17 protein-coding genes are annotated in these 24,357 nt (G+C 67.8%); 8 read left to right on the top strand and 9 right to left on the bottom strand.

The genetic code is table 11. The annotated features are described in order from the left end of the window. The 3 genes from ACFWUU_RS07940 to ACFWUU_RS07930 all read left to right on the top strand — a co-directional run bounded on the left by ACFWUU_RS07940 (window position 1) and on the right by ACFWUU_RS07930 (window position 8,477). Entirely contained in the window at window positions 1-627 is a 627-nt protein-coding gene (locus ACFWUU_RS07940) for a CoA transferase subunit B (protein ID WP_380173676.1), read from the top strand. Between the two features lie 930 nt (window positions 628-1,557). Next, the gene (locus tag ACFWUU_RS07935; RefSeq protein ID WP_380173674.1) at window positions 1,558-7,377 is read left to right on the top strand and encodes a hypothetical protein; all 5,820 of its coding nucleotides are present in this window, start codon (window positions 1,558-1,560) and stop codon (window positions 7,375-7,377) included. A gap of 149 nt (window positions 7,378-7,526) precedes the next feature. Beyond that, the gene (locus ACFWUU_RS07930) at window positions 7,527-8,477 is read left to right on the top strand and encodes a hypothetical protein (RefSeq protein WP_380173672.1); all 951 of its coding nucleotides are present in this window, start codon (window positions 7,527-7,529) and stop codon (window positions 8,475-8,477) included. A gap of 8 nt (window positions 8,478-8,485) precedes the next feature. Here the strand turns inward: ACFWUU_RS07930 and ACFWUU_RS07925 are convergent, their stop codons facing one another. Genes ACFWUU_RS07925 through ACFWUU_RS07910 form a run of 4 tightly spaced genes read right to left on the bottom strand, consistent with a single transcriptional unit; the run spans window position 8,486 to window position 12,967 of the window. After that, window positions 8,486-9,793, bottom strand: a complete 1,308-nt coding sequence (locus ACFWUU_RS07925; RefSeq protein ID WP_380173670.1) for a glycoside hydrolase family 32 protein — start codon at window positions 9,791-9,793, stop codon at window positions 8,486-8,488. After that, window positions 9,790-10,629, bottom strand: coding sequence for a carbohydrate ABC transporter permease (locus ACFWUU_RS07920; protein ID WP_380173668.1), 840 nt, complete (start codon window positions 10,627-10,629; stop codon window positions 9,790-9,792). The genes ACFWUU_RS07925 and ACFWUU_RS07920 overlap by 4 nt, the downstream gene beginning before the upstream one ends. Then, window positions 10,626-11,558, bottom strand: coding sequence for a carbohydrate ABC transporter permease (locus ACFWUU_RS07915; protein ID WP_233714552.1), 933 nt, complete (start codon window positions 11,556-11,558; stop codon window positions 10,626-10,628). Before ACFWUU_RS07915 ends, ACFWUU_RS07920 begins: the two co-directional genes overlap by 4 nt. Continuing rightward, on the bottom strand, window positions 11,558-12,967 hold the full coding sequence (locus ACFWUU_RS07910) for an ABC transporter substrate-binding protein (RefSeq protein ID WP_380173666.1): 1,410 nt from the start codon (window positions 12,965-12,967) through the stop codon (window positions 11,558-11,560). Before ACFWUU_RS07910 ends, ACFWUU_RS07915 begins: the two co-directional genes overlap by 1 nt. Before the next feature lie 158 nt (window positions 12,968-13,125). Here ACFWUU_RS07910 and ACFWUU_RS07905 point away from each other — a divergent pair, with 158 nt between their 5' ends. The 3 genes from ACFWUU_RS07905 to ACFWUU_RS07895 all read left to right on the top strand — a co-directional run bounded on the left by ACFWUU_RS07905 (window position 13,126) and on the right by ACFWUU_RS07895 (window position 16,207). Further along, window positions 13,126-14,169, top strand: coding sequence for a LacI family DNA-binding transcriptional regulator (locus ACFWUU_RS07905; RefSeq protein WP_380173664.1), 1,044 nt, complete (start codon window positions 13,126-13,128; stop codon window positions 14,167-14,169). Beyond that, on the top strand, window positions 14,166-15,545 hold the full coding sequence (locus ACFWUU_RS07900; protein ID WP_380173662.1) for a glycoside hydrolase: 1,380 nt from the start codon (window positions 14,166-14,168) through the stop codon (window positions 15,543-15,545). Before ACFWUU_RS07905 ends, ACFWUU_RS07900 begins: the two co-directional genes overlap by 4 nt. Before the next feature lie 122 nt (window positions 15,546-15,667). Next, window positions 15,668-16,207: a hypothetical protein gene (locus tag ACFWUU_RS07895; protein ID WP_380173660.1), complete on the top strand. Its 540-nt coding sequence runs from the start codon at window positions 15,668-15,670 to the stop codon at window positions 16,205-16,207. A gap of 188 nt (window positions 16,208-16,395) precedes the next feature. Here the strand turns inward: ACFWUU_RS07895 and ACFWUU_RS07890 are convergent, their stop codons facing one another. Then, a complete protein-coding gene (locus tag ACFWUU_RS07890; RefSeq protein ID WP_380173658.1) occupies window positions 16,396-17,709 on the bottom strand; it encodes a S8/S53 family peptidase in 1,314 nt (437 codons plus the stop codon). Window positions 17,710-17,779: 70 nt separating this feature from the next. Between ACFWUU_RS07890 and ACFWUU_RS07885 the strand changes: the two genes are divergently transcribed. Next, window positions 17,780-20,344 carry a CHAT domain-containing protein gene (locus ACFWUU_RS07885; protein ID WP_380173656.1) on the top strand — a complete coding sequence of 855 codons (2,565 nt, stop codon included), beginning with the start codon at window positions 17,780-17,782 and terminating at the stop codon, window positions 20,342-20,344. Between the two features lie 7 nt (window positions 20,345-20,351). Here the strand turns inward: ACFWUU_RS07885 and ACFWUU_RS07880 are convergent, their stop codons facing one another. The 4 genes from ACFWUU_RS07880 to ACFWUU_RS07865 form a co-directional block, all read right to left on the bottom strand. Beyond that, the gene (locus ACFWUU_RS07880; RefSeq protein ID WP_380173654.1) at window positions 20,352-20,822 is read right to left on the bottom strand and encodes a hypothetical protein; all 471 of its coding nucleotides are present in this window, start codon (window positions 20,820-20,822) and stop codon (window positions 20,352-20,354) included. Further along, on the bottom strand, window positions 20,800-21,414 hold the full coding sequence (locus tag ACFWUU_RS07875; RefSeq protein WP_380173652.1) for an RNA polymerase sigma factor: 615 nt from the start codon (window positions 21,412-21,414) through the stop codon (window positions 20,800-20,802). The genes ACFWUU_RS07880 and ACFWUU_RS07875 overlap by 23 nt, the downstream gene beginning before the upstream one ends. 100 nt (window positions 21,415-21,514) lie before the next feature. Then, window positions 21,515-21,949 carry a hypothetical protein gene (locus ACFWUU_RS07870; RefSeq protein WP_380173650.1) on the bottom strand — a complete coding sequence of 145 codons (435 nt, stop codon included), beginning with the start codon at window positions 21,947-21,949 and terminating at the stop codon, window positions 21,515-21,517. 103 nt (window positions 21,950-22,052) lie between these two features. Then, window positions 22,053-22,676: a TetR/AcrR family transcriptional regulator gene (locus ACFWUU_RS07865; protein ID WP_380173648.1), complete on the bottom strand. Its 624-nt coding sequence runs from the start codon at window positions 22,674-22,676 to the stop codon at window positions 22,053-22,055. A gap of 101 nt (window positions 22,677-22,777) precedes the next feature. Between ACFWUU_RS07865 and ACFWUU_RS07860 the strand changes: the two genes are divergently transcribed. Continuing rightward, window positions 22,778-24,256: an FAD-dependent monooxygenase gene (locus tag ACFWUU_RS07860; RefSeq protein ID WP_380173646.1), complete on the top strand. Its 1,479-nt coding sequence runs from the start codon at window positions 22,778-22,780 to the stop codon at window positions 24,254-24,256. Window positions 24,257-24,357: the final 101 nt, after the last annotated feature.

The following is a 24,357-nucleotide window of genomic DNA, read 5'->3' as shown; positions in this document are numbered from 1 at the left end:
ATGGCCTGGTCCCGAGATGAGATGGCTGCTCGTGCGGCGGCGGAGCTGAACGACGGCGAGTACGTCAACCTCGGCATCGGTCTTCCGACCCTCGTCCCCAACCACCTGCCGGCTGGCTCGTCGGTCACGTTGCAGGCTGAGAACGGGGTGCTGGGTGTCGGACCGTTCCCGTACGACGATGAGGTGGACCCGGATCTAATCGACGCCGGGAAGCAGACCGTCACCGTCGTGCCCGGTGCGTCCTACTTCGACTCTGCGACGAGCTTCGCGATGATCCGCGGCGGGCATGTGGACGTGGCGATCCTGGGCGGCATGCAGGTCTCCGCGTACGGCGACCTGGCGAACTGGATGGTGCCGGGAGCCGTCGTGAAGGGGATGGGCGGCGCGATGGATCTCGTGTCGGGCGCCCGCCGGGTGGTCGTCCTGATGGAACACCGAACCCGCAAAGGCGACCCCAAACTCCTCACCTCCTGCACCCTCCCCCTCACCGGTCGGGCTGTCGTCCACCGAGTCATCACCGACCTGGCCGTCCTGGATGTTGCCAACGGCACCTTCCGGTTGGTCGAGCTGGCCCCCGGCGTAACCCGCGCCGACCTCGAACAGGCCACGGCAGCACCCGTCGTGTAAGAAGCCCCCCGCGTGCTACGCAGCCGCTCCGTTCGTCGCTCCGCTCCTCACCGCAGCCGCTCCGCACGCTGCCCGCCCACCCCGGGCTTATCGCCCGGAGCATCCTTTCCGGCTATCGCCGGGATCTCCCGGCTATCGCCGGACTGTGCCGGCTGCCGCCGGACTGTGCCGGCTGCCGCCGGATCCTGCCGGCTATCGCCGGCGTTTTGCGGGCTTATCGCCCGCGGTGTGCGGCTATCGCCGGTCGGTTGGCCCGCATCCGGTGTGAGCGCCGTCGAGGGTGCGACTGCTCGCGGTGCGGCTCACCCGCGTGGTCGGGTGGAGCCGCACCGATGGACTCGCAGCTGGTGATCGGCACGCTCCCGTAGGTGTCCGCCTCCGCCTCCGCGTCCTGTGTGCTGCCGCGCATGCGTACGTCGTGGTGACGCCTACTTGTGAGGTGCGAGAGCACCCGTGTGTTCGTGGTCTGACCTCACCGTGGTTGGTCCGTTGGCTCGATTCGTTGCTCGGGTCAACTGTGTGTTGACGAGCAGAGCCCCGGTTGCAGGCCAGTCCGACCACGCCCACCCGAAGTGCCCAGGCCGACGGGCGATCCGCCCCGCCGTGCACATTCAGGCGCGTCGGCGAGTCGGTCGACCGCGGCGGCAGCCGCAGACCCCCGGCGATAGCCGGAAGATCCCGGCGGCAGCCGGAAAGTCCCGGCGGTAGCCGGAGAGGATGCTCCGGGCGATAAGCCCGGGGGTGGGTGGGGCGGCGCGTAGCACGGCGACGAAGGAGTCGCGCGTAGCACCGCGATGGGCCGACGCATCCCACGGAACTACGTGCCATTGGCAACAGTTGTTTGCAACACCCGGTAGTTGGTTGGTTACTCTGGGGTGCTTCATGTGGTATGCCTTGCGGGCGACTGTCAATAGAAACGGGGACTTCGGGATGGCCGCTGGTGGGTTGCGGGTCGGGGGATTGCGGGGCCTGATCGCGTTGGTGCTCGTGGTGGTCAGCGGTTTGGTGCTGCCGGCAACTGCTCGGGCGGAGACCGTGCGGGATTTCGGGAAGGTCTTCGGGGCGCAGACGAACGGTGCGATCCGGATCACCGGCAACAGTTTGTTGACGTGCGACCGGACGTCCGCGGCCTGCCGCGCGGCGCTCGCGGGCGGGAGTTCCAGCGCGAACAACAACGACTGGACGATGGAGCTCCTCGACACGGACTCCGATCCGTCGACGAAGTCCTCCTCCGGTGCGACGGTCGACCTGCCGTCCGGTGCTCAGGTTCTGTACGCCGGCCTGTTCTGGGGCGCTGCCCGCGGAGCCGGCCGAGGCGGTACGGCCTCCACCGAGGACGGTACGACGATGAAGCTCCGGCTGCCCGGCGAGACGGCGTACCGCAATGTGACCGCGACCAAGACCGACCTGCTGAACACGGGCTCGAAGAACGACTACTCGTCGTACCTCGACGTCACCGACCTGGTGCGTGCCGGGGGCAACGGTGAGTACTGGGGCGCCGACGTGCCGACTGGCACCGGCGCGGACCGGTACGCCGGGTGGAGTCTGGTGATCGCATACGAGCAGGCGAGTGAGCCGCTCCGCGATCTGAGCGTGTTCAACGGGTACGCCAAGGTCAGCAGCGGCGAGCCCGTGCGGACCAGCATCTCCGGCTTCCTCGCGCCGCCCAGCGGTGCGGTCAACGCACGATTCGGCAGCGTCACGTACGAAGGGGACGCCGGGATCAGCGGCGACTATTTCGCGGTCAACGGCACCCGGCTCGCCGACGCGCAGAGCCCGTCGGCGAACTTCTACGGCAGCCGCATCACCGACTCCGGCGCGAACCTCACCAACCGGACGCCCGCAGCCCTCAACAACCTGGGCATGGACGCCAAGGTCGTGGACGCGGCCGGCATCGTGCCCAACAACGCGACCAAAGCCGACCTGACCTTCGCCAGCACCGGCGACGTGTACTACCCGGCCGCGCTGACCACGCAGATCGACCTGTACGCCCCGACCATCGTCGGCACGAAGACGGTACGGAACCTGGCGGGCAACGATCCGGCCAAGGTTGGCGACACCCTCGAGTACACGCTGAGCTACAGCAACACCGGCGACGACGATGCGCTCCGCTCGACCGTCCGCGATCCGCTGCCGGCGAACACGACGTATGTCCCGGGATCGCTCAGCATCGTGTCCGGCGCCGGATCCGGCGCGAAGACGGACCGTCCGGGCGACGACCAGGCCGAGTACGACGGCAACGCGCGCCTGGTCCGTGTCCGCATCGGCACCGGCGCGAACGCCATGACCGGTGGTCGGCTGAAGAAGAACCAGAGCAGCACGATCCGCTTCCGCGTCACCGTCGATCAAGCGGCCGCTGGTACGACGATCGACAACACCGGTCTGCTCGACTACACAGCCGAGACGCTGAACAAGCAGTACACGTACCGCACCGACGAGGTACACACGGCGGTCGCCGCGTCGGCCGACGTGTCGATCACCAAGACCGCCAAGCCCGACCCGGTCCCCGCCGGCGGTGAACTGACCTACACGTTGGTTGCCCGCAACAACGGTCCGAGTCCGGCGCAGGACGTGACGGTCACGGACACGCTGCCGGATGGCGTCGAGCTCGTCTCGGCGACACCGACCCAAGGCAGCTGCAAATCCACCACCTGCACCCTCGGCACGATCGCGTCCGGCGCGACCGCCACGATCACCGTCGTGGTCCGCGTCCCCGCCGCGAGTACGGCGACCAGCCTGACCAACGTGGCGACTGTCACCACCTCGACCTCCGACCCGAACCCGGACAACAACACGTCGTCGGTCACCACTGACGTGACCCGGACCGCGGACCTCTCGATCGAGAAGACCGTCGAGCCCGCGACTCCAGCCCCGGGACAGCCGGTCGTGTTCACGCTTGCCATCCGCAACAATGGCCCGTCCGACGCTGTCAACGTCCGGGCCGCCGATTCGATCCCGGTCGGCTTCGCGATCACCGGCGTACAGTCCGCGGCCAGTTGTACGACGGCCGGCCAGGACGTCAGCTGCTCACTACCGAAGCTGGCGGCCGGGTCCAGCGTCGCCGTCAAGATCGCGGCGACCCTCGACTCCGGCTATCAGGGTGATGCGCTGACCAACACCGCGAAGGTCAGCAGCGACACCCCGGACCCGGACGCGTCGAACAACACCGACACCGTGAAGGTGACGCCAGGCGCGGCGAAGGCCGACCTCGTCGTCACGAAGGAGACGCTGACCAAGCCGGTGGTTGCCGGCCAGCCGATCACGTACAAGATCAGCGTGCGGAACGACGGCCCGTCCGACGCTCGCAAGGTCCAGCTGACCGACGACGTACCCAGTGCCGTGACCGGAGTGACCGCAGACTCGTCCGCCGGGGCCTGCACGGTCAGCTCTCCGCAGGTCACGTGTGCGCTCGGCGATCTGACGGCAGGATCGACCGCGACGATCACCGTCACGGGGACCGTGTCGGCCAAGGCGATCGGTGACCTCACGAACTCCGCGACAGCCACCAGTACGACGCCCGACCCGGACAGCAGCAACAACACCGGGCGGACCACGGACGACCTGACGGCCAGCGCAGACCTGGCGATCACGAAGACCGCTCAGCCGACCCCGGTCCAGGCGGGCCGACCGGTCACCTACACGCTGACCGTGACGAACAACGGCCCGTCCGCGGCGCAATCGGTGACTATCACCGACCCGGTCCCGGCGCCGCTGCAGTACGTCTCGGCCACGCCCTCGACCGGGTCGTGCACCGAGGCCGCCGGCACGGTCAAGTGCGAGGTCGGCACGGTGGCGCCTGGCGACGTGGTCACGGTGAGCGTGGTCGCGACCGTCCCGTCGGGCGCCCCGCCGAACCAGCTCGACAACACGGCAACCGTCAAGTCGCCCACGCCCGATCCGGTCGACGACAACAACTCGGCGACGTACACGCTGATGACCGGTGCCCAGGCCAACCTCACGATCACCAAGACGGCCTCGCCCGACCCGGTGGTGGCCGGTAAGCCGATCACCTACAAGCTCACGGTCAGGAACGCCGGTCCGTCGGATGCGCAGGGCGTCACCGTGGTCGACGACGTACCCGACGCCGTGACCGGGATCTCGGCAAGCGCGACCGGGGGCGCCACTTGTACGACGGCCAACGGCCAGGTGCGCTGCCTGGCCGCGACGCTCGCCGCCGGGGACAGCCTGGTCGTCACTGTGAGCGGGACCGTCGCGGCCTCGACCACGCCTGGCGAGCTGCGGAACTCGGCGACAGCCACCGCCACCACGCCGGAGGATCCGACCAGGTCCGACAACACCTCGACCACGACACCAACCGTCGAGGCTCAGGCCGACCTCTCCGTAACCAAGACGGCCGCCGCAGCGGTTGTCGCAGGCAATGAACTCACCTACACCCTGGCCGTGCACAACACCGGTCCCTCCGACGCCGTCGGCGCGATCGTCTCCGACACCCTTCCGGCAGGTACGACGTTCGTCCGCGGAACTGGACCCGATGGCGACTGCACGCAGAACCCAGCGCTCTCCGAGCCCGTCGTCACCTGTCCGGTCGGACAGCTGGCTCCGGGCGACGATGCGACTGCCACCATCGTCGTGAAGGTCTCGCCGGACCAGCCGGCCGGGACCCTCGTCAACACGGCGACGACAAGCTCGCAGACTCCGGACCCGAACGACCAGAACAACAAGGACACCGCCGACACCAAGGTGACCACGGCCGCCGATCTGTCGATGGTGAAGACCGTGCAGCCGTCGCCGTTGACTGCCGGAGCAGAGGCGGTCTACACGCTCACCGTCCACAACGCCGGTCCCTCGACCGCTCAGGCCGTGAAGGTCTCGGACGACGTACCAGCCGGCCTCAAGGTGCTGGAGGCAACGACTGCCGACGGCACCTGCACGGTCTCCGGTGCCAACGTGAGTTGCGCGCTCGCGACAGTCGCCGCCGGTGGCAATGCGGTGGTCGTGATTCGGGTTGCGGTCGCGGCATCGCAGACGGCGGCGGTCACCAACGCCGGTTCAGTGACCAGTACGACGACAGATCCGGATCCGTCGAACAACGACGACTCGGTGACGACCGACGTCCAGCAGGTCGCGGACATCGAGGTCATCAAGACGAGCGACGACGCATCCGCAGTGGCGGGTGGTGGCGTGACGTACCGGCTGACGGTCGTGAACCACGGCCCGTCGGACGCGACCACGGTGACCGCGACCGACACCCTGCCGACGGGCCTGACCCTAACCAAGGCCGATCCCACGCAGGGCCAATGCACGCCGACTGGTCAGACCGTCAACTGTGCGCTCGGGACGATTGCCGCGGGCAACACTGCGACCGTAGTCATCACGGCGGCGCTCGATCCGGCGTACCAAGGGAAGTCGTTGGCGAATACGGCCACGGCGACTTCACCGGTGACCGATCCGGATCAGAGCAACAACAGCTCCACGGTGACGATCCCGGTCGAGACTCGTGCTGATCTGAGCGTCACGAAGACCTCGGATCCGGCCGGCGTCACGCCCGGCAGCACCTTCGACTACACGATCCTCGTGACGAACGCCGGTCCGTCGACGGCCCGTGCGGTCGTGGTGTCCGACACCGTGCCCGCCGGGTTGACTGTCAGTTCGGCGTCGAACGGCTGCACGATCAACGGTCAGAGCGTGCGCTGCGACCTGGGCGATCTGCCGATCGGGCAGTCGATCGTCTCGCTCCGCGTCCGGCTGGCCTCCGGGTACGACGGCGCGAACGTCACGAACAGCGCGACGGAGACGTCCTCGACACCCGACCCGAACCCGGACAACAACACGGACACCGCCGTGTCGCCGGTGACCGCGCTGGCGGATCTGGCGATCACCAAGACCATGGCCCCGGCCGAGCCGGTGTCCGGTCAGACAGTGAAATACACGCTGACCGTGAAGAACAACGGCCCGTCCGATGCCCGCCTGGTCGAGATCATCGACGAACTGCCACGCGGTCTGACCAAGGTGAGCACGAACAGCGGCTCCTGCAAGCTCCTACCGCCGGTAGCCCAAGGAGCACCGGACGCGCCCGAGGCCGGCAGGGTCGAGTGCGGTACGCCGTTGCTCGCCGAAGGAGCCACGATCACTGTCACGATCACCGCGACCGTCGTCCCCGGCTTCAGCGGCACGCTGGAGAACATCGCCCGCGTCAGCTCGGCCACCCCGGACCCGGTGATCGCGAACAACGAGGCGAAGGTCAGCGGCCGTACGACGCAATCCGCGAACCTCAGCGTCCACAAGACCGCGTCCGCGACCACGGTCATCGCCGGAAACAAGCTGCGCTACCTGATAGCGGTACACAACACCGGACCGTCGTCAGCGGTCGGCGTGACGATCACCGACGAGCTGCCCGCCGGGCTCCGCCTGGTCAGCAAGCCGGATCGTTGCACTAACGGGCAGAAAATCACCTGTGCGGTAGGCCGGATCGATCCGGATACGACCGCAAAGGTCACCCTGGAAGTCGTTGTGGACCCCAATTACCGGAACTCGTCCGTGACGAACGCTGCCAAGGTCGACTCGACCACGCCGGACCCGGATCCGAGTGACAACTCGAGTTCGGTCACCGTCAAGGTCACCCCGCACCAGCCGGCCCGTCCGACCCCGCCGCCCAGCAAGCCAGGCGGCGAACTCGGCGACACCGGCAGCCCGGTCGGCCCCGGCCTGCTGCTGGCCGCGATAGGCCTGATCGCGGCAGGCATCGGCCTCATCGCGGCCGCCCGTTCGCGTCGCCGGACGAGGGCCTGACAAGCTCCGGCGCCCTCCAGCTGACGGGCTGGAGGGCGTCGGGCTCACGGATTTGCATCAACCGACGATCTATGCACTACTGATCCTCTCCCTCCGCTATAGTCGGCCCGACCTCGAGTTGATCGAGTCAAAATGGAGGGGGAACTCCTATGAACGTGAAGCGCTATGCGCTCGCCCTGGCCGGATTAGGCCTCATCGCCGCATCTGTCTCGTCGGTTCCGGCTATCGCCGGAAAGACGGACCCGAAGCCGTACACGTCGGACAAGGTTGCCCACCCGTCGCCGGTGAAGGCACTGGCCGCCGGCGGTCCGTGCATCAACTACGTGGGTGTGCCGACCGCCGCCGGCACCATGCAGGAGATCGACGTCACCCCGGGCACCAGCCCGACGGCGGTGGCGTTCGAACCGTTCGGCTACGTCGCTACCCGCGCCAACGCGACCTGGTACGGCGCCGTGAACGCGTCGCAAACGCAGACCTATTACTACGGCCTGCTGCTGCAGGGGGCGAACCTCTACCGCCACACGACCTACGTGCCGGACGAGAAGCCGCCGGTGCCCACCTTCACGAAGGTCGGTAACGGGTGGAGCGGCTTCAAGGCGATCGCCACCTCCAACTACAGCGTCGCGCAGCCCCGGCACGCGTACCTGTACGGCCTGAACACCAACAACAGCCTGTACCGGTACCAGATCGTCGGCGCGGGCTTCAAGGCGCTCGGTCCGATCCCGGGCTTCAAGGGCTTCAAGACGCTGACGGTGGTCAGCGAGTCCGCGACGTACGACACGCTGCTGATGACCACCACCGCCGGTGCGCTCTGGACCGCGCACATCCCGATCGCGGCCGGCGCGAAGCCGGTGATGAAGCTGATCCGCTCCTCGGGCTTCGCGGACTACGAATCCCTGGTCGCGCAGGGCTGCGGCACCCGCGGCGGCACCCTGGTGACCGCCGTCGACAACGCCACGCAGTCCGGGTTCCAGTACGCGTTCAGCAAGTTCAACGGCTCTGGGACCGCCATGACGTTCTACGGCAAGATCCCGGCCGTGTTCAACGGTGTGGACCACGTCTCGATCACCACGCACTACGACCAGCTGGTCGGCGAGTAGTAGTTCCATCACGGCGCGAGGCCCCAGTGTTGCGAGTTCGCTGGGGCCTCGACTCGCCACGGGGGTGGGGTCGTCGGGTACACGCGGGTGCTGAGCACCCGACCCGCACTGGTGAAGGCCTCGACCACCGAACCATCGATGAAGATCCGCACTGCCGGCCGGCCCGAGGCCGGATCGAAGGCGTCCGTCACCTCCATCCGCCCGCCGTGAGCGTACGGCGAAAGGCTGGCGTGACTGCGGTCGATCGCGAAGGTGTCGGCGTCCAGCTCGAACGTCAGGTACTCCTCGTCGCTGAAGTGGACGACGACGCGGCCTGAGCCTTCTGGTACGACGATCTCGCACTGGGCACCGGGGGAGTCCGTGCGCAGCGTATCGATCGTGGGTACGGGCGCGCTGCGCAACGACGAGTCAGCGCCGAGCCAGACGACGCGGGGGAGTGAGATGACCCCGGCCCAGCCGTCGGTCCAGCCGGGCCGGTCGCGTCCTTCGGTCAGCCAGCCGAACAGCAACGGCCCGAAGCGGCTCTCGCGTACGGCGGACGCCGCGTAGAAGTTCGTCCCGTGGTCCACGCGCTGTGGAACCGGTGGGGCGTCGGCATCGAACGACAACACCTCCCCGGGCCCGCCTTCGGGCGACCACGACGCCACCACGGCGATCCGCCGGCCGTCGATCGTCAGCATCTGTGGACATTCCCAAGCTGATCCCGTGTCGTGCCCTCCGACCCGTGAGCGCGGGAGCTCGGCCAGCGGGCCGGCGGCGGTCCAGTTCTCCAGATCGTCCGACCGGTAGAGCGCGATGCTCGCGCCGCGGTCGACGTACCCGGCTCCGACTGCCATCCACCAGGTCCCGTTCTCCTTCCAGACAAAGGGATCCCGGAACATGACCGCCTCAGCTGGATCCGGCACTACCTGCCGCGCAGGCCCGAAGGACGCGCCGCCGTCGTCCGACACAGCCGTGAGGACGGATTGGTACGGGCGGCCCTCCACTCGCCCGGAGTAGAAGGCCCGGATCCGGCCGTCGTCGAGCACGGTGTTGCCGGACCAGCAGCCATCGGTGTCGAGCCCGCCCGGCATCGGCGCCATCGCCGGCCGGTGCAGGGTCCAGCGCACGTAGTCGGTCGAGGTGGCGTGCCCCCATTCGACCGGTACGTGCAGATCGAGCGTCGGCCGCGACTGGAAGAACAGGTGTACGTCGCTGCCGTGTTCGATCGGCCCGTTCGGGTCGTTGAGGTATCCGCTGGGCGGCCGGACGTGGTACGCGGGACGCAGGTGTGCCACCGTTCCGGCCGACCGGTGTGCGGACTGGGTCTGGGTCACCGTGAAGCTCCTGCCGTGATGCCTGCGATGAAGTACCGCTGGGCGAAGATGAACAGCGCTACGCTCGGCAGGATCGCCAGCACGACGCCGGCCAGCACCACCGAGATCGAACCGGTGCCGAGGTTTCCCTGCAGACCGACCAGGCCCAGCGGCAGCGTGAAGTTGTCCTGGGTCTGCAGGAAGATCAGCGGCCGGTAGAACTCCGCCCAGAAGCCGGAGAAGTTCAGGATCGCGAGTGTGGCGATCGCCGGACCGGCCATCTTGGCGTAGATCAGCAGGAAGGTGTGGAAGTGGCCGGCGCCGTCGATCCTGGCCGCCTCTCCCAGTTCCTTCGGCATCTGCATGAAGTACTGGCGCATCAGGAACGTGCCGAACGCACTGCCCAGCGCCGAGACCACCAGCGACAACGGGCTGTCCGACAGACCGAGGTACCGGATGATCACGAACACCGGGATGATGATCGTCTGCAGCGGCACCATCATCGTGGCCAGGAAGATCCCGAAGATCACCGAGCGTCCGGGGAAGTTGATCATCGCGAACGCGTACCCGGACAGCGTGCAGGTGATGGTCTGGCCGATCACGATCAACCCGGTCACGATGACGCTGTTGAAGAAGAACCGGCCGATCGGGATCCGGTCGAACACCGCGCTGTAGTTGGAGAAGTCCGGATGCAACGGGATCCATTGCGGTGGATTGCTGAACGCCTCGGCCGGTGTCCGCAGCGACGTGGTGACCGTCCAGAGAAGCGGGCCGAGGGCAACCATCGCCGCGAGGACCAGGACCAGGATGCCGATGATCCGGCCGATCCGGGCGAGGGTTCCGGTGGAGTATGTCATTGGTAGAACACCAACTTCCGTGCCGCCAGGAACTGCAGGCCGGTGATGATCAGGATCGCCACCAGCAGCACGATCGCGATCGCCGAGCCGTACCCGAACTGCAGGTTCTGGAAGCCCTTCTGGTACATGGAGATCGTCACGGTCGTGGTCGCCGACCCCGGGCCGCCCTTGGTCATGATGTACGGCTGGTCGAACAGCTGCATCGCGTTGATCAAGGCAACGACCGCGGCGAACAGGATGGTCGGGCTGATCAGCGGAACCTTGATCCGGAACAGCGTCCGCAACGGTCCGGCGCCGTCGATCTGCGCGGCCTCGAGGACGTCCGTGGGCACCGACATCAGTGAGGCGACGAACAGCACGAACGTGAACCCGACCTGCTGCCAGACCGCGATCAGCACGATCGTCGTGGCCGCGCCGATACCGCTCGTCAGCCACGGCACGTTCGGGATGCCGAGCAGGCCGAGGTAGTAGTTCACGACGCCGAACTTGTAGTCGAACAGGTAGCCCATGAAGATCGACACGGCGGCCGTCGATGCGAGCAGCGGCAGGTAGAACGCAGTACGGAAGATCGTCCGGATCCACACCAGCTTGCGTTGGTTGACCAGTACCGCGAGCGCGAGGCCGAGTGTCAGTTGGAGTACGACGATCGCCAGCGCCATGCCCAGCGTCACGGCGAACGACTTGAGCACCGGTCCGTCGGTGAACAGCCGCTGGTAGTTCTCCACCCCGACGAACTGCGGGCTCGAGATGACGTCCCAGGAGAAGAACGACAACCCCAGCGACGCGAGGATCGGAATCGCCGTGAAGACCGCGACGAACAGACACGACAGCCCGATCATCGCGAAGCCGAACGGAGCCTCCCGATGCGACGACGGATGCCGGCGGCGCTTGGTGATGGCAGCCGGCACCTCAGCGGCGGCGGCGGACATCAGCTCGCCCCCGCTGCGTTCTCGAGGTCCGACTGCAACCCGTCCAGCGCGGCCTTCGCGTTCCCGGAGGAGATCGCCTGCGTCGTGCGCTGGTTGAGCGCGGTCGCGAGTGCGTTGTAGTACGGCGGGGCAGGGATCGGAGCCGTCTCCGGGTGCTTGGTCAGCGTGTCGTAGAACACCGACCAGTGCTTCGGCCCGGTCTTGGCGTACCGCGCGGCCGTCACCAGGGACTTGCGGCCAGGCGTGGTCACGTTGCCCGGGAAGACCAGGTCGAACGTGTCCGGCTTGACCAGCAGCTTCAGGACCTCCCAGGCGAGGTCCTTCTTCTTCGACGACTTGAAGATCGCGTAGCCGCCGGCGCCGAACAGGTGCCGCTGGCTCTTCCACTTCGGGAACAGCTGGACGTCGAAGCTGCCGTTCTTCATCCCGGCGTTGGTCAGACCGCCGGCCCAGAACCCGCCGCCGATCGACATGCCGATCCGGTTCGAGGCGAACAAGCCTTGGAGCGTGCCGCCACCGCCGACGTCGGGCGACGGCGAGAGGCCCTTCTTGGTCAGCTCGATCATGTAGTTGAGCGCCTCGACAGTGCCGTCGGAGTTCGCGGTCGGCGCACCCCACTTCCAGCCGCCCTTACGGCCCGCGGCGGCCGGGTCACCGGCGTACGCCTTGTTCCACAGCCAGTCGCCGCCGTCGTACTTGCCTTCCTCGAGCAGGTTGGCGTTGTTGGCGTACATGAACGACGTCCAGCTGCCCCAGAGGCGGACCACCCAGCCGAAGGCGTTGATGCCCTTGAACTTGGCGATCTTCGTCGCCGCGGTCTCGAAGTCGTCCATCGTCCAGCCCTCGCTCGGCGGCACGACGCCGGCGCGCTGGAACAGCTCGGTGCTGTAGAACATGTTCCCGGCATTGAAGCTGTCCGGCAGCTCCCACAGGTGGCCCTGGTACATCATCGACTCGACCAGCGCGGGGTGGATGTCGGCGAAGTACTCCTTCAGCGCGGCGAGGTCCTTGGTGACGTAGTCGTCGAGCGGGACCGCGAGCTCCTTGGACGCCATCAGTTGCAGGCCCTCGGTGGCGACGCTGATGATGTCCGGCGGCGTTCCGGCCGCGATCTGGGTCAGCACCTTGGCGAGGAAGTCGTTCCAGTCGGTGCCGTTGATGGCCGAGATCTCGAACTTGATGCTCGGGTCGAGCTTGGTGATCTGCGGCTGCAACCGGTTCTGCAGCTGGGTCGCTGCCGCCTGCTCTCCGAAGTACAGCATCTTGAGTGACTTCGACGACGAGCCGCCGCCGCTGTTGCCGCAGGCGGCCAGATCGGCCAGCGCTGCCAGCCCGAGTCCACCGGCCGCCCCGGCCTTCAGCACGGTACGGCGAGCGATCGGGCCACTGGGGGGATGGATGCCTGTCATGGGTTCCTCCTTGGCCGCTCAGGTGGCCCGGCGAGCCACCCAATACGTATTGACCCGGGACGGTAGCAGTGGTGTACGGTGGGGCGCAATACGTATTGGGTCCAGCTGTGATAGTAAATTGACGGCGGCGACGAGGCCGTCGATCGTTAAGGGGGACCATGGCGAAGCAGCCGGCCGATCGGCCGAAGCGCGTGACGATGACCGATGTCGCGCGGCGCGCCGGGGTGTCCCAGCCGACCGTGTCGTTCGTCCTCAACGACCGCCGCGACGTCGCGGTGGCCGAGGAGACGCGGCGGCGCGTGCTCGAGGCCGCAGCCGAGCTCCACTTCGTGCCGAACCGGGCAGCCCAGTCGCTGCGGTCGAACAAGTCGTTCACGGTCGGCGTCGTGACGAGCGGGATCGTCTCCCAGCCGTACGCCGGCCTGATCGTGCTCGGCCTGCAACAGGTCGTCCAACCGGCTGGCTACGTCTGCATGGTCGTCGACACGACCGGCGACCCAGGCGAGGGCGACGACGCCGTGGCGAGCCTGGTAGGGCAGGGCGTTGCCGCGATCGTGTACGCATCGCTCGAGCCCAAGCCGCTGCATCGCAGCCCGCGGCTCGACGGGATCCGGACGATCTTCGTCAACTGCTGGCCCGAGGAGGGCAAGGCCGACACAGTCCTGCTGGCCGACGAGTACGCCGGTGGTCGCGCCGCGGCCGCGTCCGTGTTCGATCGCGGGCATCGCGAGGTGGCGTTCCTGGGTGGTCCGAGGAACGACTATGCCTGCAAGGAACGTCGTCGCGGGTTCGATGACGCTGCCCGCGCGGCCGACCTGCGCCCGGCCGATCTTGTGCATCGGTACGGCAACTACCAGATTGGATCGGGGTACGACCTGGCGACCGAGGTGGTGACCGAGCACAAGCCGACCGCACTGGTCTGCGGGAACGACCGGATGGCGATCGGCGCGCTGCTTGCCCTGCATGCTCTCGGGCTGGACTGCCCGAAGGACGTCAGCATCGTCGGCTTCGACGATCAGCCTGATGTCGCCGACCAGGTCCGTCCGGGCCTGACCACGGCGGCGTTGCCGCACCTGATGCTCGGCCGCCGTGCCGGTGAACTGGTACTTGGTGACCCCAACGATGCGCCGGAGCGGATCATCGTCGACTGTGAACTGATCGAGCGCGACTCGGTCGGCGCCCCGCCGAAGAGGCGTCGATGAGCGGGTACGTCGGCGACGTCATCCCGTTCAGCTATGACGGCCGGATCTGGCTGTTCTACTTGCTGGACGAGCGATCCGACGCTCCCGCCGGCATGCCGTGGGCGCTCGTATCCACGACCGACTTCGTGGAGTACACCGACCATGGCGTCGTACTGCCCGGCGGTGACCGCGATGCGGAGGACTTCGACTGCTACACGGGAAGCGTGGTCGCGGACGGGTCGCGGCTGCATCTGTTCTATACGGGGCACAATCCGCGGCGGGACGGCGTACAACTGGTTTGTCATGCTGTCAGCGACGGGGATCCGACGCGCTGGACCAAGCTGCCTGATCTGACCTTCGGTGCGCCTGATGGTTACGTGCCGCAGGACTGGCGAGATCCCTTCGTCTATCGGGTGGCGCCGGATCAGCCGTGGCAGATGGTGCTCGCGGCGCGGTACGCCGACCGACCGGATCGCCGATCTGGTGTCGTTGCTCGGCTGACCTCGACCGACCTGGAGCGGTGGACTCTGGCGGAACCGCTCTGGGAGCCGCACCGATACATCACCCAGGAGTGCCCGGACGTCTTCCAATGGGGCGACTGGTGGTACCTGGTGTACTCCGAGTTCAGCGACGCCTTCCAGACCCGCTACCGGATCTCGCGCGACCCGGACGGTCCGTGGTTGGCACCCGCCCGCGATACCGTCGATGGGCGCGCGTTCTACGCAGCAAAGTCGGTCGAACACAACGGACGCCGCTTCTTCGTCGGCTGGATCCCCACAAAACAAGACGATGCGTGGCAGTGGGCCGGCGACCTCGCCGTACTTGAAGCGCATCAGGCGCCTGACGGCTCGCTCGCCTTCACGCTGCCGGCGGAGCTGCGCGCGGCGTACTCCGACGTACAGCACGTCTCACTCAAACCGGTCGAGGGCGCCGCATCGGAGCCGGGTCAGGGTGCGGCCGACCGGTACGCCGCGTGGATGGGCGACCCGATCCCCGCCGACAGCCTCGTCGAGCTGATCGTAGACGTTGCCCCAGGCACCCAATCCCTGGGCCTCCTGCTGCACGCTTCGCCCGACGGCGAACAGGCAACCATCCTCCGACTGGAACCCCAGCAGAACCGCGTAGTCCTGGACACCTGGCCCCGAGCTCGCACCGGCCCTGCCCAGTGGCAGGTCAGCGGCGACGTCCCCCACGCCGTCGAACTGGAACGCCCCTGCCCCCTTCCGCCCGGCCGCCACACCATCCAGGTCCTCTTACGAGGGACCACCGGCCAGGCGATCGTCGACGACCAAGTAGCCCTGTCCTTCCGCCGTTACGACCAAGGGCGACGCCACCTCGGCTTCTTCGTCGCCGACGGCCACGCCGACGTCCGCAGCCTCACGGTCGCCCGCCGCTGAGGTATCACGCCCGGCGGCCCTGCGGTCCGAGATAGCGAGCACTTTTCTCGACCGCAGGAGGCAACGTGAACACTCACGAGCCGGCTCCGGCCGATCCTCGGAAAGAGGGTCTGTGGAGCCGGATGGGGACACTTGGCCAGGTCCTGGCCGCGGTGCTGGGCCTGGTGACCGCATTGGTGCCGGTGCTGGTGGCGACCGATGCGTTCGACGCGGGCAGCAGCGACAAGATCATCCGGGTCCTACCGACCCAGCCGACGACCCAACCGACGACCCAGCCCACGACCGCGCCGACGTCGCCGACTAGCTCGTCGTCGGGGCCGGTGGACGAGGACATCGTTCTCACCGTCTCCGACCAGCTCACCGAAGGCGCGCTGGAGGAGCGGATCGACGTCGTCCTCGAGGGATCGAGGGTCGCGTCGCTGTATGCGAGCATCGACGACCCGATCGTGACGCAGCAGGTGACGGCCACGACGCCCGGGAACTACGACTACGTCCTCGACGGCAGGGTCGCCTGGCTCGACGACTACGGCGTCCGGCAGGAAGCAAGCGCCAGCGGCCACGGCAGCGTGTACGTCGACGACGGTATGCGGCTCGACGTCTATGTGCAGTTCGAGAGCGGCGGCGGTATGAGCCTCTCCCTCCGATCCGCCAAGCAGTCCTGAGCTAGTCGACGGACGTGGCGGTGAGCCTGACGCCTCCGTTCGAGCTTTGATGCAACGCGCTTCGGTCGCCGTGGTCGATGATCGTGAGTTCTCCACTCACCCCGTCGACCACGACGCGACGGCCGCAACCGTCAACACACTCGAAGAGCAAGCCGGCCGGGCTCGCCGTGCACTCCATCCGATGCGTTCTAGCCATCCTTCATGACAGCACCGCACACCTGGTGAGGCAACAGAGCCGGTCCGACTCCGGGGATTGCCTGGCTGAGGGCGAACCGCAGTAGAACGTCTGCCGCCTGCGGTGCGTCCTCGCCGGTCGCGGACATCCGCGCCGCGATCATCCCGGCCACCAAGGGCGTCGAGAACGACGTACCGCTCCAGCTGGCGATCCCGTCGAAGTGCCGGCGCTGCTTGGGATCGTGGATCGTGTTGTAGTCGCCGATCGCGAAAGCATTGACCAGATCCTCACCGGGCGCGTACACGTCGACCCAGCCACCGTGGTTGGAGAAGTCCGCCCGCTGGTTCCCGTTTGCCGACAAGGCGCCAACGCCGACGACCCACGAGTACGCCGCGGGGTACGTCGGCAGCCGGCTCGTGTCGTTGCCGGCCGGAGCGACGACGACGATGTCGAGGTGCCGCAAAACGTCGTCGTAGAAGGCGCCGAAGGAGAGCATCGGCAGCCGCAGCCGCGAGTACCCGGCGAACTCGCAGACGATGATGTCCGCGCCGCCGTCGATGGCGTCGCTCATCGCCCGGACGACGTCGTCCTCGTAGATCAGGCCGGCGATCTCCTCGGCCCGCCTGACGTACACCTCGGCGCGGGGCGCGACGGTCCGGACGCAGCCGGCCACGAAGGTCCCGTGACCCGCGTACGGCCTGATCATGTTGGATCCGTCGAGCGGGTTGTCCCGATCGCCGTACACACCCGCCATCCACGGCCACATCCCCGGCGCGTAGTCGATCAGCCCGCCGTCGACGACGCCGACGACGACACCGTCACCGTCCCAGCCGTGCGTCCCGCAGCGGATCCCGTCGCTCACCGGCGGCACCGGACCGAAGGAGTTGGACGGTACGACGGCCGGATCGGTCGCCGGGCAGGGGTGCCCGCTGTTGGGGGACAACGACAGCCCGTGCACCGGGGTCGCCGTCCCGACGCCGTACTCCGCGTCCAGCAGGTCGAGAACCCCCGGCGTCCCCACCGCATTGCCGGACCATTCGAACTTGACGACTCCGGAGACCACCGACGAACGTTCGCTCCGGGGCCTGTCGGTCTCCTGGTCGCCCTGGTTGCCCTGGTCTCGCCGGTCTCCCTGGGCCTGATCGAGAATGGATCGCAGTGATACTTCGACCCGATCCGCGTCCCTCGTGCGGACGAGGATGCTGTTGCGCCGGTAGAAGTACTGGACACGTCCGTCCTCCCGCCATTTCGGCGGGTAGGCGACTGCGCGGGGGTCCTGTTGCAGGATGAGGTCGACAGCTTCCTCGAGGCGTTGTTGCTCAGACACGATGTTCCCTCCCTAGCACTGGAAATTGCCGTACTACGATCGGAATGGTCCGCGTGAGGGGAGGGCTGCCGTGGATGCCGACGAGCTGCACGCGCTTGCATTGTCGCGGCCCGCTGACGCCTTGAGAATCGCACGTGACGTGCTCGCGGGAACACCCTCCGACGCCGAGGCTGCTGCAGCCCACCATGCGGCGGGTCTGGTCCATCGGGATTTCGGCGATATCCGTGAGGCGGTGGCCGAGCTGAGAGCGGCGTACCGCTCGATCCGCAGGACAGCGGATCGCGATCGGGAGGCCGAGATTCTGGCGACTCTCGGGGTGGCTCTGGTGATGGGCGGTCAGACCCGTCGTGGATTGGCCGTGCTCGATGCCGTCGTACCCGGCCAGACCGGGGTTCTCGCCGGCAGGTTGTTCATCCGCCGGGGATGGGTGCTCGGAGCGGTCTTCGCGCGGTTCCCCGAGGCACTCGCAGACTTCGAGCGCGCGGTCGACGCGCTGACCGGTACCGGCGACCTGGTCTGGGAGGCTCGTGCGTTCGGCATGCGAGCCATGGCGCTGCTGGCGATGGGGATGATCGATCCTGCCGACGACGACTACGCACGGAGCGAGGAGCTGTTCGCGAAGGCCGGTCAGGAGGTCGAGTACGCCGACGCACGACAGGCACGCGGCGCCGTAGCCCTCGCCCGCGGTGATCTTCCTGCCGCCCTGCAGTTCCTGGACGATGCGCAGCGGATCGTCGAGGACCTCGGCGTGCTGGAGCCCGATCTGTATGCCAACAAATGCTTGGTGCTGCTGGCGGCCGGTCTGACCCGCGAGGCCCTGCTGGAGGTCAACAGCGCACTCGAACGGAGCGAGCAGCAGGGCGGTTCGCGTGCGCGGCATGCGGAGCTGTTGATGTGTGCAGGGCTGGCGGCGCACGCGGCCGGCGCGTTCGAGCTGGCCGAGCGGCGTGACCGCGACGCGATGAGGCTGTTCGAGCGACAGCAGCGTCCGTGGTGGGCAGCAAAGGCAGAGCTGGCGCTGCTGGAGACTCGCTTCGCGAACGGCGGCCGGACTGCGCCGTTGCTTCGGGGTGGCCAACGGATCAGCGCGGTGCTCGACGAGCTCGATCGGGACCTCGCCGCCGAGGCGCACCTGCTGACCGGCCGGATCGCGCTGGCACGGAAGGACAGCGCCGAAGCAGTACGCCACCTGAGCATCGCGGCCCGTGCGCGACATGGTGGATTGCGAACTCGCGGTGCCGGCTGGCTTGCTCAAGCGTTGTTGCATCAGGACGGCGGGCGGTCGCGCGGCATGCTTGGCGCGTGCCGGCAGGGCTTGAGCCTCATCGAGATCTACGTGCGGACCCTTGGCGCCACCGAGCTGCGCGCACTCGCGACAGCCCAAGGTGCCGAACTGGCAGCCATGGCGCTTCGGTACGCGGTCGAGCGCGGCAGCGGACGTCAAGTGCTCGAGTGGAGCGAGCGTTGGCGTGCGACGGTTCTCGCGATTCCACCGGTGCGACCGCAAGCCGATGACGGGCTCGTCGCGGACCTGGCCGCGTTGCGTGATCTCACGCAGCGCATGGTGTCGAGCCGCGATCGCGGGCCGGGCACCAGTCAGCAACAACGCGAACGGCAACGGCTCGAGTCCGCCGTACGACAGCGGGTCCTGCTGACGCCAGGACAATTCGACGAACGGCGCGAGCGGCTCGGGATCACGGAGCTGCTCGAGAAGCTGGGTGACCGGACTCTGGTGGAGCTCGTCGACCTCGAAGACCAGTTGTACGCCGTGGTCGCATCGCACGGGCAGGTCCGTCTGCGGCCGATCGGGCCGACCGCGGTGGCCACTCATGCCCTGTCTCATGCGTTGTTCGCACTCCGCCGCGAGAACGCCAGGCGTGGCCGGCACGAGCTCAAGCTCGACACCATCGGAGCGCGGCTCGAGTCAGCGCTGCTCGGCGACACGCTGCAGCACCTCGGCGACGGCGCTGTGGTCGTCGTACCGACAGGCCGGCTGCACGCGGTTCCCTGGAGCCTTCTGCCTTCGCTGCGGACCCGACCGACGTCGGTCGTTCCGTCCGCAGCGGCATGGGTACGCGCGATGCGGGCCGAGCCTCCTGCGGTGGACAGGGTCGTACTGGTCGGCGGACCGCACCTGTCGGCCGGACGAGAGGAGGTACGGCGGCTTGCCGAGCTGTATCCAGATGCCGTCGTACTCGCGGACGGCAGCGCGACGGCGGACGCCGTACTCGAAGCGATCGACGGGGCATCGCTTGTACATGTGGCGGCGCACGGCACCTTCCGCGCTGACAGTCCACTGTTCTCCGCGATCGAGCTGGATGACGGACCGCTGACGGTGTACGACTTCGAACGCTTGAAGCGGGCGCCACACCGGATGGTGTTGTCCAGCTGCAGTTCGGCGCTCGGTGGGCCGAGTGGTGCCGACGAACTGGTGGGCCTGGTCAGTGCGCTGGTGGCGCTGGGATCAGCGGGTGTGGTGGCGAGCGTCGTACCGGTGTCCGACCCTGCGACGGTCCCGCTGATGTTGCGGCTGCACGAGCAGTTGCGGGCGGGCGACGGGCTCGCCGAAGCGCTGGCCAGGACACATGATTCGGCCGACGCGACCTCGCAATCCTTCATCGCCCTCGGTGCGTGAGCGCCGGTCACAACTGGACCCAGTCCGTGACGACGCGGCCGGTGGCTGTGTCACAGCGCAACCGCATCGCGCCGGCGGGCAGCGCAGGCAGCTCGAAGAAGCCCGATTCGTCGACGACAACGGTCAGCGTCGTACCCTCCGCGGTTTCGACCCGTATCTCGCCCGCACTCGGCGGCAGGATCTGACCGAAGACTTCGGAGTGCACCACCTCCAGCTCCACGGACAGCGGGGTCGAGGTGAACACCAGTACGCGGTCCGCGTTCGACTCGGCCCGGACCTCGGCCTGGGCCGGGTCGGACGAGGCCATCGACGAGTCGAAGGTCAGGCTCGCCAGCAGCAGGTCGTCGTCGATCGTGCGCCAGGACAGGGCGCCTTCGGCGTGCTCGGCAATCGTGTGTGCCAACGGTTCGGTGGCACGGACGGCCGCCGCGAGATCTTCGAGGAGATGGTCATCGTCATCCCAACGATGCCGTGTCATGCCGATCACCTCCTGACGGGTCGGATGCGACGTACCCTCTGACTGCTGGAGTTCTGCGGAGCCGCTCGAGCGCACGGGCCCGCGTCGGACCGATGCTGCCGACCGGGATCCCGGTGCGCCGCCGGATTTCGTCGTACGACGGTTGTGGGTCGGTCATCAGCAGCAACAGCAGCTGGCGTTGCCGGCTCGGTAGTTCGGCCATTCCGGCGAGCAGCACCTGGTGCCGCTCGGACCGGACCAGTCCTTCGTCCGGATCGGGGACCTCGGCCGCGACCGGAAGCTGATCGTCGTTCAACGGGTCACTCATCCTCCGGTGGCGTTGGGAGGACAGGTAGCGGATCGACTCCCGTCGCGCGGTCGTGACCAGCCAGCCGGGGATCGCTCGCGGTTCCTGGAGGCTGTCCAGGTGCTCGACGAGCCGTAGCCAGACCGTCTGGGCCACGTCCTCGGTCTCGGCCGGCGTCAGCCGGAATCCGCGAATGACCGATACGAGCAAGGGTGCGTAGCGGTCGACGAGCTCCCGCCACGCCTGCTGATCGCCCGTGGCGGCGGCGACGACAAGTGCGGTGACTGGTGAGACATCCTGTTCCATTCCCGCTCCCGGGTTGGTACGTGATGCAGATGCGCGAGGGGTGTGCACGCCACCGATCCCCCCATCGATGGCGTGCGTCCGTGGGTGCCGGTCCGCAGCCTCAGGGCTCGCGGAGCAGGAACGTCGGACCCTCGCTGAACGCGGCCATCTCCGTCAGCACGTTCAGTGCGGTGCGGTAGGTGATGACGACGACGAGCTTGTACACGCCGGAGTCCGGCGCCTTGTCCGGCGGCAGCGTGTTCGCCGGGACGGTGATCGTCGCGGCGTACGCCGGACCGCCGTTGGCCGGCACGACCTTGCTGCCGATGAGCACCTCGGGACCGGGGCCCATCGATTCGGCGTACGCCTTGACGATCCAGTTGCCGTCGAGCAGTACGGCGGTTGCCGGCGGCTCGACCGACCAGTTGATCGTGACGTCGAACGGGAACTCGTCGTCGAGGACGCGGTTCGGGTTGCCGTCGTGATCGATGATCGCCACCGCGGTCACCGAGCCTTCGAGGCCGGCCAGGCCGTCGAAGTTGGGATCTGCTGTCATTTCGGGTTCCCCCCAAGTCGGCGCCCCACTCAACAGGGCGCTTCTACTTGGTCGGACCGCAGCCGGAGGCCGCCAGATACATCAATTCGCCGGGGCGAGCAGATCAGCGGATCGCGTACCGGCCGAGTGAGGGTTCGAGCTGGTCGAATGCCTGCTCAGCGAGGCCGGTGAGCTCGTCGATCGACTCGGCCCGGCTCTTGCCTTCGAGAGTCATCCGTAACGCTCGCCGGAAGAGGACGCGGACCACCGCGGCGAGTTGTGCGGCGGCGACCGCCACGCCGATCTCGTCGGGCGACGAGCCGGCCTCGGCGGCCAGCGTGTCGGCGATGGCCGCCTCGCGCTGTTCGTCGATCTCGCGGAGCCGGGCCAGCAGCGCGGGACTGCCGGTCACCATCGTGACGAACCCGGTGCTTGCCAGCCCGACCGCCGCGTCCCGGCCGTCGAGCGCCGCGAAGTACGCACGACGGAGAGCGGCCAGCGCCGACTCTCCGCTCTCGCGCTCGGCGATCGCGACAGCCGCGAACGAGACGAGCTCGAGGTGCTGGTCGAAGACCAGGTCTTCCTTGCGCGCGAAGTAGTTGGTGACCGTCATCTTGGCGACTCCGGCCGCGTCCGCGACCTCGGCGATCGTCACCTCGTCGAAGCCGCGCTCCAGGAACAACCCCGTCGCCACGTCCGAGATCTGCCGCCTGGCCAGCTGCTTCTTCCGCTCCCGCAGTCCGGACATGGACCGCAGCTTAGCTTACTTGGGATCGACCTATAAATAGGTTTGACATAAAATTATGTCGAGCATAGCGTTTTGCCGCACCTAGAAGAAGGAGTTTTGCGATGTCTTACGACGTGATCGTGGTCGGAGCGGGCCCGGTCGGGCTGACGCTCGCGATCGAGCTCGAGCTCGCCGGTATCCAGCCCGTCGTCCTGGAGCGGCTGGCCGAGCCCGCTCCGCAGCGCAAGTCCCGCGGCGTCGGTCCGCTGGCCTTCGAGGCGCTCCAGCGGCGCGGATTCGGCCCGGCCCTCGAGGCCTGCCAGCCCGAACGGCAGGACGAGAAGAAGCGCGACCACGGCAGCGCGAAGAACCACTTCGCCTGGATCCACAAGATCGACCCGGATCTGCAGGAAGAGCCCGATCGGACCGGGCGGCTGATCTGGCAGCCGGACCTGGAGCGCATCCTCGCCGAGCGAGTCGTTGCCCTCGGCATCGACGTACGGCGTGATCACACGGTGACCGGACTCGTCCAGAGAGAAGGGCAGGTCGCGCTCACGGTCTCCACGCCCGATGGTCAGCGGCAGTTCGAGGCGGCGTACGTCGTGGGCTGCGACGGTGGCCACAGCGCGGTCCGCCGGCTGGCCGGATTCGACTTCCCGGGCACGGATCCGATCATGACGGCCCGCCAGGCGCAGGTGCAGCTCGAGGACCCGGAGAAGCTCCCGCCGTCCGGCCGGCTCGAAGGCGGCATGCTGATCCACGGTCCGGGCGTGCTGGGCGCGTTCGACTTCCTGGAAGGCCCGGACGTTCCGCGAGGCCCGGTCACGCCGGAGGAACTGCAGGCCAGCGTACGGCGGGTTGCCGGCGTGGAGGTGACGATCACCGAGGTCAGCGACGCGCTCCGGTTCACCGACAACGCACGGCAGGCCGACACGTACCGGATCGGCCGGGTCCTTCTCGCCGGAGACGCGGCGCACGTCCACTCGCCCAACGGCGGGCAGGGGCTCAACCTCGGCCTCACCGACGCCGTCAATCTCGGCTGGAAGCTGGCGGCCGAAGTACGAGGCGATGCGCCGGAAGGGCTCCTCGACAGCTACTCCGAAGAGCGGCACCCGGCCGGCGCCGCCGTACTCGACAACACGCGTGCGCAGTCGGCCTTGATGCGCCCCGGCCCGCACACCGACGCCTTGCGCGACATCGTGTCCGAACTCATGGACATCCGCGAGGTCAATCAGTACTTCGGGCGGCTCCTCGGCGGCCTCGCGACCCGCTACCCGTTCTCGTACGTCAAACCCGACGACCACCAGCTGATCGGCTGCTACTGCCCGGAGCTCGCCTTCGTCACGAACGGTCTGTCCCGACTCAGCGACTTCACCACCACCGGCCGCGCCGTACTCGTCACCTCCGCCGTGCCGGAGGCTGCGAACGGCTGGCGGGATCGCCTCGAGCTCGTCGAGGTCGATTCGATCGAGGACGACCGCCTGTCCGCCGTCCTCGTCCGCCCGGACGGTGTCATCGCCTGGGCCTGCGCTCCTGGCGAATCCCCGGACGAGGCCCAACTCCGGACGGCCCTGACCACCTGGCTGGGCGCCCCGGCCTGACCGGTCGCCGAGCTACCCCAGGTTGATTTCTTGCAGAGATCGATCGAGATATTGCGTGGATGTATCTGCTGCGTTACGGTCTGGCCACCCACCGTCCTATT

This window comes from Kribbella sp. NPDC058693 (assembly GCF_042715335.1).
GTDB lineage: Bacteria > Actinomycetota > Actinomycetes > Propionibacteriales > Kribbellaceae > Kribbella > Kribbella jiaozuonensis.
The sequence above is the reverse complement of the archived record's forward strand: the minus strand, read 5'-3'. Positions and strand labels throughout refer to the sequence as shown.

Excerpts from the sequence above, each read along its gene's own strand:
- ACFWUU_RS07920 (WP_380173668.1), bottom strand. The coding sequence starts at position 10,629 with ATGACATACTCCACCGGAACCCTCGCCCGGATCGGCCGGATCATCGGC.
- ACFWUU_RS07870 (WP_380173650.1), bottom strand. The coding sequence starts at position 21,949 with ATGACAGCAGATCCCAACTTCGACGGCCTGGCCGGCCTCGAAGGCTCG.
- ACFWUU_RS07940 (WP_380173676.1), top strand. The coding sequence starts at position 1 with ATGGCCTGGTCCCGAGATGAGATGGCTGCTCGTGCGGCGGCGGAGCTG.
- ACFWUU_RS07895 (WP_380173660.1), top strand. The coding sequence starts at position 15,668 with ATGGGGACACTTGGCCAGGTCCTGGCCGCGGTGCTGGGCCTGGTGACC.
- ACFWUU_RS07915 (WP_233714552.1), bottom strand. The coding sequence starts at position 11,558 with ATGTCCGCCGCCGCCGCTGAGGTGCCGGCTGCCATCACCAAGCGCCGC.
- ACFWUU_RS07875 (WP_380173652.1), bottom strand. The coding sequence starts at position 21,414 with ATGGAACAGGATGTCTCACCAGTCACCGCACTTGTCGTCGCCGCCGCC.
- ACFWUU_RS07860 (WP_380173646.1), top strand. The coding sequence starts at position 22,778 with ATGTCTTACGACGTGATCGTGGTCGGAGCGGGCCCGGTCGGGCTGACG.
- ACFWUU_RS07930 (WP_380173672.1), top strand. The coding sequence starts at position 7,527 with ATGAACGTGAAGCGCTATGCGCTCGCCCTGGCCGGATTAGGCCTCATC.
- ACFWUU_RS07935 (WP_380173674.1), top strand. The coding sequence starts at position 1,558 with ATGGCCGCTGGTGGGTTGCGGGTCGGGGGATTGCGGGGCCTGATCGCG.
- ACFWUU_RS07900 (WP_380173662.1), top strand. The coding sequence starts at position 14,166 with ATGAGCGGGTACGTCGGCGACGTCATCCCGTTCAGCTATGACGGCCGG.
- ACFWUU_RS07865 (WP_380173648.1), bottom strand. The coding sequence starts at position 22,676 with ATGTCCGGACTGCGGGAGCGGAAGAAGCAGCTGGCCAGGCGGCAGATC.
- ACFWUU_RS07905 (WP_380173664.1), top strand. The coding sequence starts at position 13,126 with ATGGCGAAGCAGCCGGCCGATCGGCCGAAGCGCGTGACGATGACCGAT.
- ACFWUU_RS07880 (WP_380173654.1), bottom strand. The coding sequence starts at position 20,822 with ATGACACGGCATCGTTGGGATGACGATGACCATCTCCTCGAAGATCTC.
- ACFWUU_RS07910 (WP_380173666.1), bottom strand. The coding sequence starts at position 12,967 with ATGACAGGCATCCATCCCCCCAGTGGCCCGATCGCTCGCCGTACCGTG.